This window comes from Stenotrophomonas lactitubi, from assembly GCF_002803515.1.
In the GTDB taxonomy this organism is placed as follows: domain Bacteria; phylum Pseudomonadota; class Gammaproteobacteria; order Xanthomonadales; family Xanthomonadaceae; genus Stenotrophomonas; species Stenotrophomonas lactitubi.
Genome location: NZ_PHQX01000001.1, coordinates 3,144,545 through 3,160,993, shown reverse-complemented (window position 1 = coordinate 3,160,993; position 16,449 = coordinate 3,144,545). Strand labels below are relative to the sequence as shown.

Here is a 16,449-nt window from a genome sequence, read left to right as displayed (position 1 = left end):
GTTCCGCAGACGGTTGGCCCGCTTGGCGTTTTCGCCTCATGACCGCATTGCATGCAGCTGGCGAGATGGCATGGCTGGGGTCATCGCCCTGGCCGGGATTGGCGTCCTGAAATCGACCCAACAATCAACAAACCTCTGATGCGCCGAAGGCCGTCATGGAAAATGCACCGCGATGCCCTTGCTTTGGCGGGCGGTGCGTGGGGACTTTGAAGAGTCCGCCGGAGTGTTTTGTTGATTGTTGTGATCCGGTACGCCAACCCGCACCGTCCGCCACCTCGCATCTGCGGGTGGCCTTGCCGTCTGCGAGGAGCACTGCCATGTCTACACGCACCACCTATCCGAACCTGCGCCGCCTGGTCGGCGAATCCGCCGACCAGCTGCCGGCCGACATCGCCGAACGCATCGAAGACGTGCTGGCCGAACCCAGCGACCTGCTGCCGGCACTGATGGCACGCATGGATGGCCGCGACAACGCCGATGGCCAGACCCGGCAGGGCGCCGGTCTCACCCCGACGCAAGCGGTAACCCTGGCCAGCCTCAGCCGCACCCTGGCCGGTCTCAATGCGTTGATCCAGATGCTGCACGCCGCCGAAGCGGCACGGGTGCAGGGCAGTGCAGGCCAGCAACTGCCGCCGGACGTAGTGGAAGGCCTGTTGCTGGCCGCCCGCGAACTCGCCCGCTACGCCCGCCAGCAGCTGGAGTAGATCCACGCCATGCGTGGATGCCTGTTCGCGCGGTACTGGTGAAGTAGATCCACGCCATGCGTGGATGCCTGTTCGGTCGGAGCCGGTAGACCTGCCGGCTTACCCGACTGCCAACCCCAGATATCGAGCATGCAAGCGCTCCACCTGCGCCTGCAAGTCATTCGGATGGCCATCATTGACCACCACGTCATCAGCCAGCGCCAAGCGCTGCGCGCGGCTGGCCTGGGCGGCGATCATCTGGTCGGCCAGCGCGGCGTCGATGCCGTCGCGCTGCATCAGTCGGGCGTGCTGTACGGCCTCGGGCGCGTCCACCAGCAGCACCCGGTCCAGCCACGGGTAGGCCGTTCGTCCGCCCACTTCGGTCAACAGCGGGATCGCCGCCAGCGCATAGGGGCTGGCGGCCTGCTCGCACTGCTGCTGCATCAACCGGCGGATGGCCGGGTGGGTGATTGCTTCCAAAGCCGCCCGCTCGGCCGGGTCTGCAAAGATGTGGGCCCGCAGGCGGGCACGGTCCAGGCTGCCGTCGGCCAGCAGCATGTCCGCGCCGAAGCGCTCTGCAATTAGGGACAGGGCAGGGCTGCCCACCGTCACCACCGCGCGTGCGGCAAGATCGGCGTCGGCCACAACAATCCCCAGCGCCTCGAAGCGCCGGGTCACCTCACTCTTGCCCGAGGCGATGCCGCCGGTCAGGCCAACCACATACTGGCTCATGGGGACTCCCCTCAGCGCAGCCCGCTCATCACCAGATACTGGTTCAACAGGGGCTCGCCCCACATGAAGAACAGCCAGCCGGCCAGCGCCAGATAAGGGCCGAACGGGATCGGCGTCGCCCGGTCACGGCCACGGCTGTACAGCCAGATCGAGCCAATGATGGCGCCCAGCACCGACGACATCAGGATGATCGGCAGGATGCCCTTCATCCCGCACCAGGCGCCCAGCGCGGCCAGCAGCTTGAAATCGCCGTGGCCCATGCCTTCCTTGCCGGTCAGCTGCTTGAACAGCCACCACACCGACCACAGCGACAGGTAGCCCAGCAGGGCGCCGAGCAGGGCCGGTTTGGCGGGCATGTACAGGTTGTCGATGCTGCCTATCAACCCCAGCCACATCAGGGGCAGGGTCAATTGATCCGGTAGCAGCTGGGTGCGCAGGTCGATGCCGGACAGGGCGATCAGGAAGCAGGTCAGCACGATCGCGCCGAAGCCCTGCCAGCCGAAGCCGAACTGCCACACGCAGGCCAGCACCATCACCGCGGTCAGCGCTTCCACCAGCGGGTACTGGATGGAGATGGGCGCCTTGCAGTGGCGGCACTTGCCGCCCTGGATCATCCAGCTGAACAGCGGGATGTTCTCGTACCAGGCCAGCTTGTGCTTGCAGTGCGGGCAGTGCGAAGGCTCCACCACGATGCCCGGCGGGGGCGGCTCGTAGAAGTCCGGCTCTTCCAGAACCTCGCGCGCATCGCGCTTCCACTGCCATTCCAGCCGCTTGGGCAGGCGCAGGATGACAACGTTCAGGAAGCTGCCCAGAAGCAGTCCCAGACCGGCCGCAGCGGGATAGCCGAGGCCGGGATGCTGGTCGAGAAATGCCATTGTTACCTTTAGCCGACGACGGCGCCGAGTTTGAAGATGGGCAGGTACATGCCGATGACCATACCGCCTACGACGACGCCGATGAAGACCATGATCATCGGTTCGAGCAGGCTGCTCAGGGCATCCACTGCATTGTTGACTTCCTGCTCATAATACTCGGCAACCTTGAACAACATGGCATCCAGGGCGCCGGCCTCTTCGCCGATGCCGGTCATCTGGATGACCATGTGCGGGAACAGGTTCTGCTGTTTCATGGCCATGTTGACTGGGTAGCCGACTGATACATCGTCGCGCATGCGCAGTACGGCCTCTTCGTAGACCTTGTTGCCCGTGGCGCCCGCGACAATGCCCAGCGCTTCCACCAACGGCACGCCGGCCTTGAAGGTCACGGCTGTAGTCCGGGCAAAACGAGCGATCGCGCTGTTGTTCATGATCTGGCCGATGACCGGGACCTTGAGTATCAGGCGATCCATCGTGTGTTGCATCTTGAGGGAGCGCTTGTAGCTCATGACCAAGGCCACGCACGTACCTACCAGAACGATGGCCATCAGCCACCACCAGGACACCATGAACCTGGACAGGTTGACGATCATCTGGGTGAAGGCCGGCAGTTCCGCACCAAAGCCACTGAAAACTTCCTCGAACTGCGGAACCACGAAGATCAGCATGATGGCGCTCACCAGCAAGGCCACCACCACCACCATCGCAGGGTAGAACAGGGCCTTCTTGATCTTGCCCTTCAACGATTCGATGTTTTCTTTATATGTGGCTACGGTGTCCAATACCGTCTCGAGCACGCCCGCGCCTTCACCCGCACGTACCAGGTTGCGGTACAGCTCATCGAACTGTACGGGGTGCTTGCTGACGGCCTCATACAGCGACGAGCCGCCTTCGATGTCAGTGCGGATGCCATCTACCATCTTCTTCATGCGCGGGTTCTTGTGCCCGCTGCCGATGATCTCCAGTGCGGACACGATCGGCACGCCGGATTTCATCATCGTCGCCATTTGCCGACTGAAGAAGGCGATGTCCTTTGCGCCAACGGCTTTACCGGCTGCGCCGAACAGCGGCTTTGGCTTGGGTTTGACCTGGCCCGGATTAATACCCTGTCGACGTAGTTCGGCGCGCAACAGGTTGGCGTTTTTTGCCAACTGCTCGCCCTTCATCTTCACACCACGCTTGTCCGTCCCGACCCAGACAAACGGTTGCAACTCTATCGTGGCGCGGGCCACGGGTTCTTTTTTGATCGCACTGCGACTGACAGACATGTTGGCTCCCCGGCCCGCCATCCCCAGACGGGCATCTGCCGATGGTAGCGGGTTCATCACCGACTTGGCAGAGCCGCAGCCGGCCAGAATGCGAATTCGTGCCGGTTGCCGACCAAAGGTGACGCACTGCGTCACATTGCTGGGTCCGTCGCAGAATGATGACCGGGGGGTTCACATCCCGGAAATTGCTGCCATCATGGGCGCGGGGAAATCCAGGGGGAGGCGTGCCGGGGTTGGCACGCAACCTGCGTTGATCCACCCGCAGGGTGTAGGACCCGCTCAGCCGGCCGATGGCCGGATCGATCCTGCGCACTGACTCAACCACCACTATCTTGGGGATGTATCACTATGAAGAACCAGAAGGGCTTCACCCTTATCGAACTGATGATCGTTGTTGCGATCATTGCCATCCTGGCCGCCATCGCTCTGCCGGCTTACCAGGACTACACCATCCGCGCTCGCGTGTCCGAAGCTGCTGTCCTGGCTTCGGGTGCAAAGACGACTGTCGCTGAGAACATCGCCAACAATGGCGGCACCATCGCTGCCGGTTCGTGCCTGGGCGTTGACACCACCGCTCCGGCCACCACCAACGTTCAGTCCTTCACCTGCGCTGATGCTTCCGGCGCGATCGGTGTTGTTACCACTGCCAAGGCCGGTTCCGTGACCCTGACCTTCACCCCGACCGCAGGCGCCGGTGTTGCCGGCACCAAGTGGTCCTGCAAGGCAACCGGTGGCAAGGCTGCGTACTACCCGGCCGAATGCCGTACCGCTGCTCCGGCCACGGGTGGCTAATGCACGGCTGACTCCGTGTAGCACGTGACGTACAGCGGGGGGGCTAATGCCCCCCCGCTTTGTTTCGGCATTTGACCATTGGGGAATGGGATATGTCTGGACGCCCGGAAAGTGCTGTCAGTGCTCGGGTAGGCTGTTTAGGGGCTGCCGGGGCCTTGCTGGGACTCGGCGTGGCATTTGCGCTGGGTGGTGGGGCGGCGACGCTACTGCTTGCGCTGCTGGTGGGTGCAGCTGTGCCGATGTGGTGGTTGGAGTACAGGCCCGTTCGCAGGGACTACGCAATACCTTTGGTCTCTGAGGCGCTGCCGGGAATGCTGGTCGTCTGCTCACTTATGATCTGCAGCATCCTCATCCAACTGGCAGTGGGCGGGATGAAGGGGGCAGCTGTTGGTGTGCTGTTGCTGCCGGCATTGCTGGTTGCGGCAGTGGGGCTTCTTCTCGCGCTCCTTCGGCCCGCTTCTATCAGCATGAGCATTCTCCTTGCAGGCAATGCAGTGCGGAAAATGGTTCGCCGGAAGGCCCTCGATCCCGATGAACGCACGGCGTTTCTGGGTTGGGCCGTGAAGGCGGTTTTCCTGCCATTGATGCTGGGCTGGGCCTTGGTTTGGCTTGATGGCTTTGAACGACAGCTTGATGGAACGGACTTCATGTTCTGGTTCTCGGCTCCGTTCCTGTGCATGTATGCAATTGATACTGCGTTCGGAGCGCTAGGCTACATGTCCACCAGTCGAAGCATCGATGCGCATATTCGCTCGGTTGATTCAACGTGGTTGGGATGGCTTTCTGCCCTAGCCTGTTACCCACCGCTGAGCGCTCTTATTTTTGATGTGATCCTAGTCTATCGTCATGCCAGCGATTGGACCGCTTGGCTGCAGGCCGGCAGCATTGCAGCCTATGCTTGGGGTGGTGTAATCCTTGCGCTGACCTGGATCTACACGTGGTCAACCATCGTGTTCGGGCCACGCTTCTCCAATCTGACTCATCGAGGAATCATTACGTCGGGCCCCTACCGATGGAGCAAGCATCCGGCCTATCTAGGGAAGAACCTGTCCTGGTGGCTCATCTCCGTTCCCTTCCTTCCCGTTATGGGTTGGGGGCAGGCGGTGTTGCATTGCATGGCGCTACTCGGGGTCAACGCAATCTATTACCTGAGAGCCCGTACCGAAGAGCGGCATCTGCGCCAGGATCCTGTGTATGTCCAGTACACGGAGTGGATACGTGAAAACGGGGTTGTTGCCAAGCTTCGGCGGTTCCTGACCGCCAGGCTGAGGGTCTTTGCGTGAATGTCGCAAGATCAGCGGCAGTGCTGTTCCTAGTGATGACGGCTTCATCCTGCTCTTCCGATCGGCCGGAAGTTGGTTGCATGCGGCATGCGCTTGGGCAGGAGGAGCTCCATGATGGGCAGGTTGTATTCGGTGATCGACGAGGCGTGATTAACCGCGCTCACGCGAGTTGGAGTGCGTTCGGGCGAGACGCTGTTTTGCCCATGGCGAGCTTGACCAAGCCATTGATCGCCGAAGAGATCAGGCTCCGCGTTGAGCGAGGGCAATTCAGTCTGGATACCTCGTTGGCGGCGCTTGTGAAGGACCATCGAGTTGATGCCGAAACAGGTGCAGTTACATTGAGGCAATTGATCCAGCATCAGGCAGGTTTTGATCGTGCAGCTAGCGATCCTTTGTTTGCCGGTGGAGAGCCGGATTGCGAATTCGCTGCAGGCGTTGTCCTCGGGCGGAATCCCGAATTCCCGCCTGGTGAAAGGATCATCTACAGCAATGCTGGCTACTGCGTCCTTGGTGAGTTGTTGAAATCTGATTCAACCCCGCTTCCTCCCCATGTCGACGCAGCTGTGCGAAGTCCTTTGGGCGCCGCAGGGGGGTGGCGCAGCTCGCTGTCGGATGCCTATGCAGTGTTTCAACAAATGCTTCCTCTTCATTCCATGCCAGCCGAGATTTCACTCCCTGATGGGAGTTACTACGCGTATGCCTGGCGGCACTGGTCCAAGCCAGGCTATCCAGAGTGGTCTCACTTCGGACGTCTCCCCGGGGCGCTTGCCATTGCGGCTACCGACGGAAGTGATCGTTTGCTCGTGGCGTACTTCAAGGGTGACCCCAAGGATGTTGATGCGACCGCCGAGTCTGTCATGAAAAAGATGTGGGCCTGCATGCCGGTCAGAAATGCTGAACATCACCAGCGGATTTAATCGCTGCAAGTACTGGATTCACATTCGGCAGGGAGCCAAAAGTTTTGTTTTTCAAACCGATATAGAACTGTGCCCTAGGGGAGGTGCATCGACATGAACAGGAATCGCGGTTTCACACTGGTTGAACTAATGATCGTCGTCGCAATCATCGCAATCCTTGCGGCGATAGCATTGCCTGCATACCAGACTTACACCATTCGCGCCCGGGTATCGGAGGCATTGGTGCTTGCGTCATATGCGAAGGTGACGGTTACTGAAAACATAAACAACATCAATGCCTTGGACTCTACGTCCTGTTTGGGTGTGGATGATTTGCCCGCAGCGACGGTTAACGTTCAGACCCTCACCTGCACGGGGAATGGTGTACTTACCATGATGACGACCACCAAGGCTGGAGGCGTGTCACTGACGTTGACTCCGACCTTCAGGCCGAGCGACCTGGTTCGCTGGAAATGTGCGCAGGTTTCCGGTGACTCCAAATACGTGCCAGCGGAATGCCGGTGAGTGTTGACTCCTTGTGCTTTGCAGGCAGGAGTGTGAGCAACGCCTTGGCTGATCTGGATCTTTCGACACGTCGTCAGGTTCGGTAGTCTGGCCTTCAAAGCAGGAGTACTTCAATGAACGCAGCTACCACCGCCAACCTCGTCGGCATCACCGGTCTGGCCCGCCGCCTGGTACAGGACGGTGCCATGGATGAAGTCGCTGCCCGCGACGCCATGGCCAAGGCCACTGCGGCCCGCCAACCGTTGCCAACGTGGTTTGCGCAGAACAAGGTCGTCGGCGCGGCCCAGTTGGCCGCCGCCAACTCGCTCGAGTTCGGCATGCCGCTGTTCGACGTGTCCACGTTCGACAGCAGCCAGAACGCGATGAGCCTGGTCAGCGAGGAGCTGCTGCGCAAGCACAACGTGCTGCCGCTGTTCAAACGCGGCGGCAAGCTGTTCGTCGGTACCAGCAACCCCACCCACTCGCTGGATGAGATCAAGTTCCACACCAATCTGGTGGTTGAACCGATTCTGGTGGACGAGGACCAGATCCGTCGCACGCTGGAGCAGTGGCATGCCAGCCACGACACCATGGGCGATGCGCTCGGCGGCGACGACGACGCCATGGCCAATCTCGACATCGGCGGTGGCGACGATGACATGGCCAGCACCGACAGCGGCATCGACGCCAAGGGCGACGATACTCCGGTGGTCAAGTTCATCAATAAGGTGTTGATCGATGCGATCCGCAAGGGCGCGTCGGACATTCACTTCGAGCCCTACGAAGACGACTATCGCGTGCGCCTGCGCATCGACGGCCTGCTGAAGATGGTCGCGCGCGCGCCGACCAAGCTCAACCAGCGCATCGCTGCGCGCCTGAAGGTGATGGCGCAGCTGGATATCGCGGAAAAGCGCGTGCCGCAGGATGGTCGCATCAAGCTCAACCTGTCCAAGACCCGGCAGATCGACTTCCGTGTCAGCACGTTGCCGACGCTGTTCGGTGAGAAGGTGGTGCTGCGTATCCTCGATGGCAGCGCGGCCAAGCTGGGCATCGACAAGCTGGGTTACGAGCCGGATCAGCAGAAGTTGTTCCTGGAAGCGATCCACAAACCGTATGGCATGGTGCTGGTGACGGGCCCGACCGGTTCGGGCAAGACGGTGTCGCTGTATACCGCGCTGGGCATCCTCAATGACGAGACCCGCAACATTTCCACCGCCGAAGACCCGGTGGAAATCCGCCTGCCGGGCGTCAACCAGGTGCAGCAGAACAACAAGCGCGGCATGACCTTCGCCGCAGCCCTGCGCTCGTTCCTGCGACAGGATCCGGACATCATCATGGTCGGCGAAATCCGCGACCTGGAAACGGCGGAAATTGCGATCAAGGCTGCACAGACCGGTCACATGGTGCTGTCCACGCTGCATACCAACGACGCGCCGCAGACCATCGCGCGCCTGATGAACATGGGCATCGCGCCGTACAACATCACCAGCTCGGTGACGCTGGTGATTGCTCAGCGCTTGGCACGCCGCCTGTGTTCAAACTGCAAGCGGCCGACAGACCTGCCCGCGCATGCGCTGCTGGCAGAGGGGTTCACCCAGGCGCAGCTGGATGCGGGCATCCAGCTGCACGAAGCGGTTGGCTGCGATGAATGCACCGAGGGCTACAAGGGCCGTACCGGTCTCTACCAGGTGATGCCGATGACCGACGAGATCGCGACCATCGTGCTGGCCGGCGGCAACGCGCTGCAGATTGCCGAGGCTGCGCAGGCGATCGGTGTGAACGATCTGCGGCAGTCGGCGTTGAAGAAGGCGGCTGCAGGTGTGACCAGCCTGGCCGAGATTAACCGCGTCACCAAGGATTGATGCAGTAGATCCACGCCATGCGTGGATGCGCGGTGCAGGAGGTTGCCGGCCAGCGGCCGGCACTACCACTTCGACGCAGAACGTTGAGTAGATCCACGCCATGCGTGGATGCGTGGTGCATGAGGTTGCCCGCCAGCGGCCGGCACTACCTATTCCATCCCCAGCTTCTTCAGCTTGTAACGCAGTGCGCGGAAGGTGATGCCCAGCTGCGCGGCGGTACGGGTCTTGTTCCAGCGGTTTTCTTCCAGCGCGCGCTGGATCGCACTGCGCTCAAGCTGCTCGATGTACGAGGGCAGGGCGGCACTGCCAGGGTGCAGGTCGACCACGGCTTCGGCGTGGGCAGCACTGCCCGGTGAGCGTGGCGCATGCTGCGGCAGGCGCAGGTCGTCGGCACCGATACGGTCTTCTTCCGCCAGCGCCAGCGCGCGTTCCAGGATGTTCTCCAGCTCACGCACGTTGCCGGGGAAGCCGTACTGGGCCAGCGCGTCCAGCGCCGAGGGCGCCAGCAGCGGGGTGGCGCGGCCGTGGCTGCGGGCCAGCCGTGCCAGGATCGACGCGGCCAGCGCCGGCAGGTCCTGGCGGCGCTCGCGCAGCGGCGGCACGCGCAGTTCGATTACGTTGATGCGGTAGTACAGGTCGTGGCGGAAACGCCCGTCTTCGACCAGCTCGGCCAGGTCCTTGTGGGTGGCCGAGAGGATGCGCACGTCTACCGGTTCTTCGCTGGGCGCGCCAACCGCACGCACCGATTTTTCCTGGATCGCACGCAGCAGCTTCACCTGCATCTGCAGCGGCAGTTCGGCCACTTCATCCAGGAACAGGGTGCCGCCGTGCGCGGCCTGGAACAGCCCCGGCTTGTCGGCATGGGCACCGGTGAAGCTGCCCTTGCGGTGGCCGAAGAACTCGCTCTCCATCAGCTCGGTGGGGATGGCGCCACAGTTGACCGGCACGAATGGCCCGGCCGCGCGTGCACCCTGTGCGTGGATGGTGCGTGCGACCAGTTCCTTGCCCACCCCGGATTCGCCCAGGATGTAGACCGGTGCCTGGCTGCGCGCGACCTTGCTGATGGTGGCGCGCAGCACGTCCATGGCCGGCGATTCGCCGAGCAGGCGCGCGGCTTGTTCCGCGGCGGGGCCGGCAACGGGGCGTTCGCTGTTGTTGAGTTCCAGCGCATGCTTGACCAGGCCGCGCAGCACGGTGATGTCCACCGGCTTGCTGACGAAATCGAAGGCGCCGGCTTTCAGTGCTTCCACTGCCAGGTCCATGCTGCCGAAGGCGGTGATCATCGCCACCGGCGTGCGCGGGTAGTGCTGGGCGATCTCACTGACCAGCTCGATGCCGTTGCCGTCGGGCAGGCGCATGTCGGTGATGCACAGGTCGTACGGATTGCTGGCCAGCAGTTCGCGGGCTTCGGCGAGGTTGGCGGCGGTGCTGATGCGCAGGCCCATGCGGCCGAGGGTCAACACCAGCAGTTCGCGGATATCGCGTTCATCGTCGACGACGAGGGCGCTGCGGGTTTCGTTCATGGGAGGGAAAGATAGCCGAGGGGGTGGAAGGCGACAAATGTTTGACGCGTGGGATCAGTGCGGAAGCAGGGTGTGCGGGCCGGGCAGAACCAATCGGAAGCAGGAGCCGCCGGCGGGGACGGGAATGTAATCCAGCCGCGCCTGGTTGGCCCGGCACAGCTCGCGGGCGATATACAGGCCCAGGCCGGTGCCGTGCTCGGAGGTGGTGAAGAAGGGGCGGAACAGCTGCGCGGCGATGGTCTCGGGAATGCCGGGGCCACGGTCCATCACGTCGATCACCGCACTGCGTTCGTGCTGGGCGACGCGCAGCCGCACGCGCGCGGGCTGCTCGCCGATGCGGCCGTACTTCAGTGCGTTGTGCACCAGCACGGTCAGCACCTGGTACAGGTGGCGCGGATCGACCTGGGCCGGCACCGAGGTGTCGTTGATGATCGGTTCGATGCTGTCGGTTTCCAGCGTCTGCCCCTGCTTGTACTCCAGCACGAAGCGGCGCACGAAGGCAGCGAGGTCGACGTTTTCCGGATTGGCGCGTTCGCGCCGGGCCAGGCCCAGCACGCTTTCAACGATGCCGTTGGTGCGTTGGCACTGCTGGTGGATGATCTGCAGCAGGCGGCGGTCGCTCTCGTTGAAGCCGGTGCCTTCCTCGAGCAGCTGCACGGCGTAGTTGATGGCCGCCAGCGGGTTGCGGATCTCGTGGGCGAGGCTGGCCGAGAAGCGCCCCATCGCCGACAGGGTGAGCGATTCGGCGCGACGCGAGACCACGCTGGAGTCATCCAGGAACACCAGCACCAGGTCGCTGCCGGCCAGCAGGCGGGCGAAGCGCGGTTGCACTTCCGGCTGGTCGGGGTTGAGCTGCAGTGGCATTTCATCCTGCGCCCAGCCGTTGCGCCACCGTTGCAGGCGCCTGGCAAGTTCGGGGGCGACGCTGGCCAGGTCGAGGCGACCGGAATCGCTGTTGCCATCGCTGTCGCCGAGCAGGATCGAGGCCGCTTCGTTGGCCAGTGTGATGCGGTTGTCGGCGTCCACCACCACCACGCCGGTACGCATGCGGCGGATGATCAGTTCGTTGATCTGGAACAGGTTGGCCACTTCGTCGCCGCGCTGGTTGGCCAGCTGCTGGTTGCGGCGCGCGCGGTTGCCGACCTGGTAGCTGATGAAGGCCAGCGCCAGGTAACTGGTGGCGAACATCGCCAGTTCGGCCAGGGTGCGGGTGGGATCGCCGCCTTCCAGCACTTTCCACAGGTATTCGGCGGCCGTGGCGACGCTGGCGGCCAGTGCCAGCAGCAGGCCCCAGCTGAGCGGCAGCAGGGTGGCGGCAGCGGCGATGTTGAACAGCAGCGACATCGAGATGCCGGCGCTGGCACCGGGCAGCGCGTGCGCCAGCAGGCTCGCGGCGACGATGTCCAGCAGCACGCCGCCGACCACGATCTGCCGAAGCCAGCGTTCGTTGCGGCCGATCACCAGCCACAACAGGGACAGCAGCAGGTAAGCCGCGCCTACGCTGTTGGCCAGGCGAGGGTGATGGGCTTCGCCGACCATGGCCGACAGCGGGCTGTACAGCAGAGCGGCGATGACCGAGGCGATCAGCACCCGGTACAGGGCGAAGAAATACAGCTCTCGCCGCGGTATCGATTCGATGCGGTCGATCAATGAAGCACTGGGTGACACGCCGGAACTCCCCTTCTGGCTGCCTGGAACTGGATCATGCCGGCGGTGGGCCGAACCTTCCCGACGTCCCCCGATCGTCGGATCTGCTCGCTGCCCGGTTACCGGCACCGTGGGCTCGAATTTACGGGGTCAGTATAGGGCGCCTGTAGCGGGCTGGGCTGCGCAATCGGCCGGGGCCGACCCGGGGGACGTGGTCCAGGCCGTGCCGCAACTGCCTGAATGACCGTGGAAATCTGGCCGGTTCCGGCCTTTTGTCCATACTTCTTTGCGCCCCGGCGCTGGCTCGGCCACAATAGTGGGCCCGCCGCGGTCCATGCCGGCGCCCCGCCGGGGCCCTGAGGAATTGCGTGCGGTCGTTCCTATTCCCACGGTGACGCATGAATTTCCACGAATACCAGTCAAAACAACTGCTTGCCGAGTACGGCATCCCGGTCCCGGCCGGCAAGGTCGCTGCGACCCCGGACGAAGCTGTTGCCGCTGCCAACTCCCTGGGCCAGGGCCCCTGGATGGTCAAGGCGCAGATCCACGCTGGCGGCCGCGGCAAGGCTGGCGGCGTCAAGTTCTGCAAGACCACCGACGACGTGAAGGCCGCTGCGGCCAAGATGCTCGGCACCAAGATGGCCACCTACCAGACCGCTGGCGTTGAACTGCCGGTCAACCTGGTGCTGGTGACCACCGCTGGCGAGATCGTCAAGGAACTGTACCTGTCGGTGCTGGTTGACCGTGGCACCAAGACCATCACCTACATCGCTTCTTCGGAAGGCGGCGTGGAGATCGAGCAGGTTGCCGCTGAAACCCCGGAGCTGATCCACTCGCTGAACGTCGACTTCGTCGAAGGCGTGCAGGGTTACCACGGTCGTGATTTCGGCTTCAAGCTGGGCCTGACCGCCAAGCAGGCCGGCCAGTTCGCCAACATCATGGTGAACCTGTACCGCCTGTTCAACGAAAAGGACCTGGCGCTGGTTGAAATCAACCCGCTGGCCATCCTGGACGACGGCAACCTGTACGCGCTGGACGGCAAGTTCGACAGCGACGACAACGCCGCGTTCCGCCAGAAGGCCCTGGTCGCCATGCGCGACAAGACCCAGGAAGATCCGACCGAAGTGATCGCTTCGGAGCTGGACATCAACTACGTCACCATGGACGGCAACATCGGCTGCATGGTCAACGGCGCAGGCCTGGCCATGGCCACCATGGACGTCATCAAGCTCAACGGCGGCGAGCCGGCGAACTTCCTGGACGTGGGCGGCGGTGCCAACAAGCAGCGCGTCATCGAAGCGTTCAAGCTGATCCTGTCCTCGGACAAGGTCGAAGGCATCTTCGTCAACATCTTCGGCGGCATCGTCCGCTGCGACATGATTGCCGAAGGCATCATCGCCGCTGTGAAGGAAGTGGGCGTCAAGGTTCCGGTCGTGGTGCGTCTGGAAGGCACCAACGTGGAAGAAGGCAAGCAGCTGCTGCGTGACAGCGGCATGGCCATCATCCCGGCCGACAACATCAACGACGGTGCCAAGAAGGTCGTCGAAGCTGTCAAGAACGCCGCCTGATCCGACACCGAAGGAAATCCAATGTCAGTTTTGATCAATAAGAACACCAAGGTGATCGTGCAGGGCTTCACCGGCCAGCAGGGCACCTTCCACGCCACTCAGATGATCGAGTACGGCACCCAGGTTGTTGGCGGCGTGACCCCGGGCAAGGGTGGCACCACCCATATCGACCTGCCGGTCTTCAACACCGTTGCCGACGCCGTGCAGAGCACCGGCGCCAACGCTTCGGTCATCTACGTGCCGCCGCCGTACGCGGCTGACGCGATCCTGGAAGCCGCTGCTGCCGGCATCAAGCTCATCGTCTGCATCACCGAAGGCATCCCGGTGCTGGACATGCTGCGCGTCAAGAACGTGCTGACCCGTTCGCATCCGGACACCGTGCTGATCGGGCCGAACTGCCCGGGCGTCATCACCCCGGGTGAGTGCAAGATCGGCATCATGCCGGGCCACATCCACAAGCCGGGCAAGATCGGCATCGTGTCGCGTTCGGGCACCCTGACCTATGAAGCGGTCAAGCAGACCACCGAAGTCGGCCTGGGCCAGTCCACCTGCATCGGCATCGGTGGTGACCCGATCAACGGCCTGAACTTCGTCGACTGCCTGAAGCTGTTCAACGAAGACCCGCAGACCGAAGGCATCATCATGGTCGGCGAAATCGGCGGCGACGCTGAAGAAGCCGGTGCCGAGTACATCAAGAACCACGTGAAGAAGCCGGTCGTCGGTTTCATCGCCGGTGCTTCGGCTCCGGCCGGCAAGCGCATGGGCCACGCCGGTGCGATCGCATCGGGCGGCAAGGGCACTGCCGAAGGCAAGTTTGCTGCAATGGAAGCTGCTGGCGTCGTCACCGTGCGTTCGCCGGGCGACCTGGGTGCTGCCATCGCCAAGCTGGTGAAATAAGATCGACTGCCTCTGGCAGACGATTCTGTAGAGCCGAGCCAACGCTCGGCTGCCTGAAACAGAAAGGCCGCCTCCGGGCGGCCTTTCTGCGTCTGGTGTCCTGAGCATCGCAGCCAACCCCATCCACGCATGGCGTGGATCTACTGAGCAGGGCCTGTCCATGGAGTGGGAGCGCCCGGCGCGCTGATGGCGCGGCGCTACAATGTGCGTATTGCAACCACAGGCTGGACCCTCATGGCTTCGATCCGCATCGCGATGGCGCAGTTCGACTTCCCGGTTGGCGATGTCGCCGGCAACACCGAGCGCATCATCGAGATGATCGGCCAGGCGCGCGACGAGTACGGCGCCGGGCTGGTGATGTTCCCCGAGCTGGCAATCAGCGGCTATCCGCCAGAGGACCTGCTGCTGCGCCCGGGCTTCCTGTACGAGTGCGAGCAGGCGATGACCCGCATTGCGGCGGCGTGCCGTGGCATCACCGCCGTGGTCGGTTGGCCGCAGGCGGCCGGTGCGGTGGTCTACAACGCGGCCAGCGTGCTGCGCGATGGCCTGGTGGAGCAGACCTACCGCAAGCGCGAGCTGCCCAATTACGCGGTGTTCGACGAGCGTCGCTACTTCGACGTCGACCCGGACGGTGGCAGCTGCGTGTTCGAGGTTGATGGCATTCCGGTGGGCCTGCTGATCTGCGAAGACCTGTGGTTCGCCGAGCCGCTGGCCGATACGGTGCGTGCCGGTGCGCAGCTGGTGGTGGTGCCCAACGCTTCGCCCTACGAACGCGGCAAGCATGCCCAGCGCGATGCGGTGCTGGCGGCACGTACCCGCGAAAGCGGCGCGGCCATCGCCTACCTCAACGTGGTGGGCGGCCAGGATGCGCTGGTGTTCGATGGTGCATCGGTGGTGGCCGACGGCGATGGCACGGTGCATCCGGCGGCGGCTGCCTTCGTCGACCAGTGGCTGGTGGTGGAGTACGACGGCGCTACGCGCCGCTTCATGCCGCACGTGTGGATGGACGACGGCGACGAAAGCATGGATGCGCTGGCCTGGCGCGCGGTGACCCGCGGCATCCAGGACTACTGCAGCAAGAATGGTTTCAAGAAGGTGTGGCTGGGTCTGTCCGGCGGCATCGACTCGGCGATCGTGCTGGCGATGGCGGTCGATGCGCTGGGCGCGGAGAACGTCACCGCCGTGCGCCTGCCCTCGCGCTATACCGCAGGCATGTCCAACGACCTGGCCGCCGAGCAGTGCGAAGCGCTGGGTGTGAAGCTGGAAGCCGTTTCCATCGAGCCGGCATTCCAGGGCCTGATGCAGGCGCTGGCGCCGATGTTCGAGGGCACCACGCCGGATGTGACCGAAGAGAACCTGCAGTCGCGCAGCCGTGGCGTGATCCTGATGGCGCTGGCCAACAAGTTCGGTGGCCTGCTGCTGACCACCGGCAACAAGAGCGAATACGCGGTCGGCTACGCCACGATCTATGGCGACATGTGTGGCGGCTACGCGCCGCTGAAGGATCTGTACAAGACCGAGGTGTTCGGCCTGTCCAAGTGGCGCAACACGGTGGGTGGCGCACCGGTGATCCCGCCGGCGGTGATCAGCCGCCCGCCATCGGCCGAACTGCGCGAGAACCAGACCGACCAGGATTCGCTGCCGGCCTACGATGTGCTGGACGGCATCCTGTACCGCTACATCGACCAGGAGCAGTCGCGCACCGAGATCGTCGCCGCGGGCTATGACGCGGCGGTGGTGGATCGTGTGCTGCGGCTGGTGCGCATCAGCGAGTGGAAGCGTCACCAGGCCGCGCCGGGCCCGAAGGTCTCACGCCGCGCGTTCGGGCGTGAGCGCCGGTACCCGATCAGCAACGGCTACAAGAGCTGAGGGCCGGTCGCCGGGCCCAGCCCGGCGCTACCAAACGATAGGTAGTGCCG

General features: G+C 63.4%; 14 protein-coding genes. 9 read left to right on the top strand and 5 right to left on the bottom strand.

Annotated elements, in window-relative coordinates; translation table 11 throughout:
- Positions 1 to 317: 317 nt before the first annotated feature.
- Positions 318 to 704 carry a hypothetical protein gene (locus CR156_RS14825; protein WP_100553386.1) on the top strand — a complete coding sequence of 129 codons (387 nt, stop codon included), beginning with the start codon at positions 318 to 320 and terminating at the stop codon, positions 702 to 704.
- A 99-nt stretch (positions 705 to 803) separates the two neighbouring features.
- Here CR156_RS14825 and coaE read toward each other — a convergent pair whose 3' ends face one another.
- Genes coaE through CR156_RS14810 form a run of 3 tightly spaced genes read right to left on the bottom strand, consistent with a single transcriptional unit; the run spans position 804 to position 3,558 of the window.
- A complete protein-coding gene (coaE, locus tag CR156_RS14820) occupies positions 804 to 1,415 on the bottom strand; it encodes a dephospho-CoA kinase (protein ID WP_100553385.1) in 612 nt (203 codons plus the stop codon).
- Positions 1,416 to 1,426: 11 nt separating this feature from the next.
- The gene (locus CR156_RS14815) at positions 1,427 to 2,290 is read right to left on the bottom strand and encodes a prepilin peptidase (RefSeq protein WP_100553384.1); all 864 of its coding nucleotides are present in this window, start codon (positions 2,288 to 2,290) and stop codon (positions 1,427 to 1,429) included.
- Between the two features lie 8 nt (positions 2,291 to 2,298).
- On the bottom strand, positions 2,299 to 3,558 hold the full coding sequence (locus CR156_RS14810; RefSeq protein ID WP_100554187.1) for a type II secretion system F family protein: 1,260 nt from the start codon (positions 3,556 to 3,558) through the stop codon (positions 2,299 to 2,301).
- A 348-nt stretch (positions 3,559 to 3,906) separates the two neighbouring features.
- Between CR156_RS14810 and CR156_RS14805 the strand changes: the two genes are divergently transcribed.
- The 5 genes from CR156_RS14805 to pilB all read left to right on the top strand — a co-directional run bounded on the left by CR156_RS14805 (position 3,907) and on the right by pilB (position 8,895).
- Entirely contained in the window at positions 3,907 to 4,350 is a 444-nt protein-coding gene (locus tag CR156_RS14805) for a pilin (RefSeq protein WP_100553383.1), read from the top strand.
- Between the two features lie 170 nt (positions 4,351 to 4,520).
- A complete protein-coding gene (locus tag CR156_RS14800; protein ID WP_133120093.1) occupies positions 4,521 to 5,633 on the top strand; it encodes a methyltransferase family protein in 1,113 nt (370 codons plus the stop codon).
- 35 nt (positions 5,634 to 5,668) lie between these two features.
- Positions 5,669 to 6,550: a serine hydrolase domain-containing protein gene (locus tag CR156_RS14795; protein WP_341476978.1), complete on the top strand. Its 882-nt coding sequence runs from the start codon at positions 5,669 to 5,671 to the stop codon at positions 6,548 to 6,550.
- A gap of 93 nt (positions 6,551 to 6,643) precedes the next feature.
- The gene (locus tag CR156_RS14790; RefSeq protein WP_100553380.1) at positions 6,644 to 7,054 is read left to right on the top strand and encodes a pilin; all 411 of its coding nucleotides are present in this window, start codon (positions 6,644 to 6,646) and stop codon (positions 7,052 to 7,054) included.
- Between the two features lie 113 nt (positions 7,055 to 7,167).
- Complete coding sequence (gene pilB / locus CR156_RS14785) at positions 7,168 to 8,895, top strand: type IV-A pilus assembly ATPase PilB (RefSeq protein WP_100553379.1); 1,728 nt, start codon at positions 7,168 to 7,170, stop codon at positions 8,893 to 8,895.
- A 149-nt stretch (positions 8,896 to 9,044) separates the two neighbouring features.
- Here the strand turns inward: pilB and CR156_RS14780 are convergent, their stop codons facing one another.
- Positions 9,045 to 10,418, bottom strand: a complete 1,374-nt coding sequence (locus CR156_RS14780; protein WP_100553378.1) for a sigma-54-dependent transcriptional regulator — start codon at positions 10,416 to 10,418, stop codon at positions 9,045 to 9,047.
- 54 nt (positions 10,419 to 10,472) lie between these two features.
- Positions 10,473 to 12,086 (bottom strand): sensor histidine kinase, encoded by a 1,614-nt coding sequence (locus CR156_RS14775; protein WP_100553377.1) that lies wholly within the window; start codon positions 12,084 to 12,086, stop codon positions 10,473 to 10,475.
- Between the two features lie 377 nt (positions 12,087 to 12,463).
- On the opposite strand from CR156_RS14775, the gene sucC reads away from it, so the two are divergent.
- The 3 genes from sucC to CR156_RS14760 all read left to right on the top strand — a co-directional run bounded on the left by sucC (position 12,464) and on the right by CR156_RS14760 (position 16,399).
- Positions 12,464 to 13,633 carry an ADP-forming succinate--CoA ligase subunit beta gene (gene sucC, locus CR156_RS14770; RefSeq protein ID WP_025874298.1) on the top strand — a complete coding sequence of 390 codons (1,170 nt, stop codon included), beginning with the start codon at positions 12,464 to 12,466 and terminating at the stop codon, positions 13,631 to 13,633.
- A gap of 21 nt (positions 13,634 to 13,654) precedes the next feature.
- On the top strand, positions 13,655 to 14,530 hold the full coding sequence (gene sucD / locus CR156_RS14765; RefSeq protein WP_100553376.1) for a succinate--CoA ligase subunit alpha: 876 nt from the start codon (positions 13,655 to 13,657) through the stop codon (positions 14,528 to 14,530).
- Between the two features lie 234 nt (positions 14,531 to 14,764).
- Entirely contained in the window at positions 14,765 to 16,399 is a 1,635-nt protein-coding gene (locus CR156_RS14760) for an NAD+ synthase (protein WP_100554186.1), read from the top strand.
- Positions 16,400 to 16,449 lie beyond the last annotated feature (50 nt).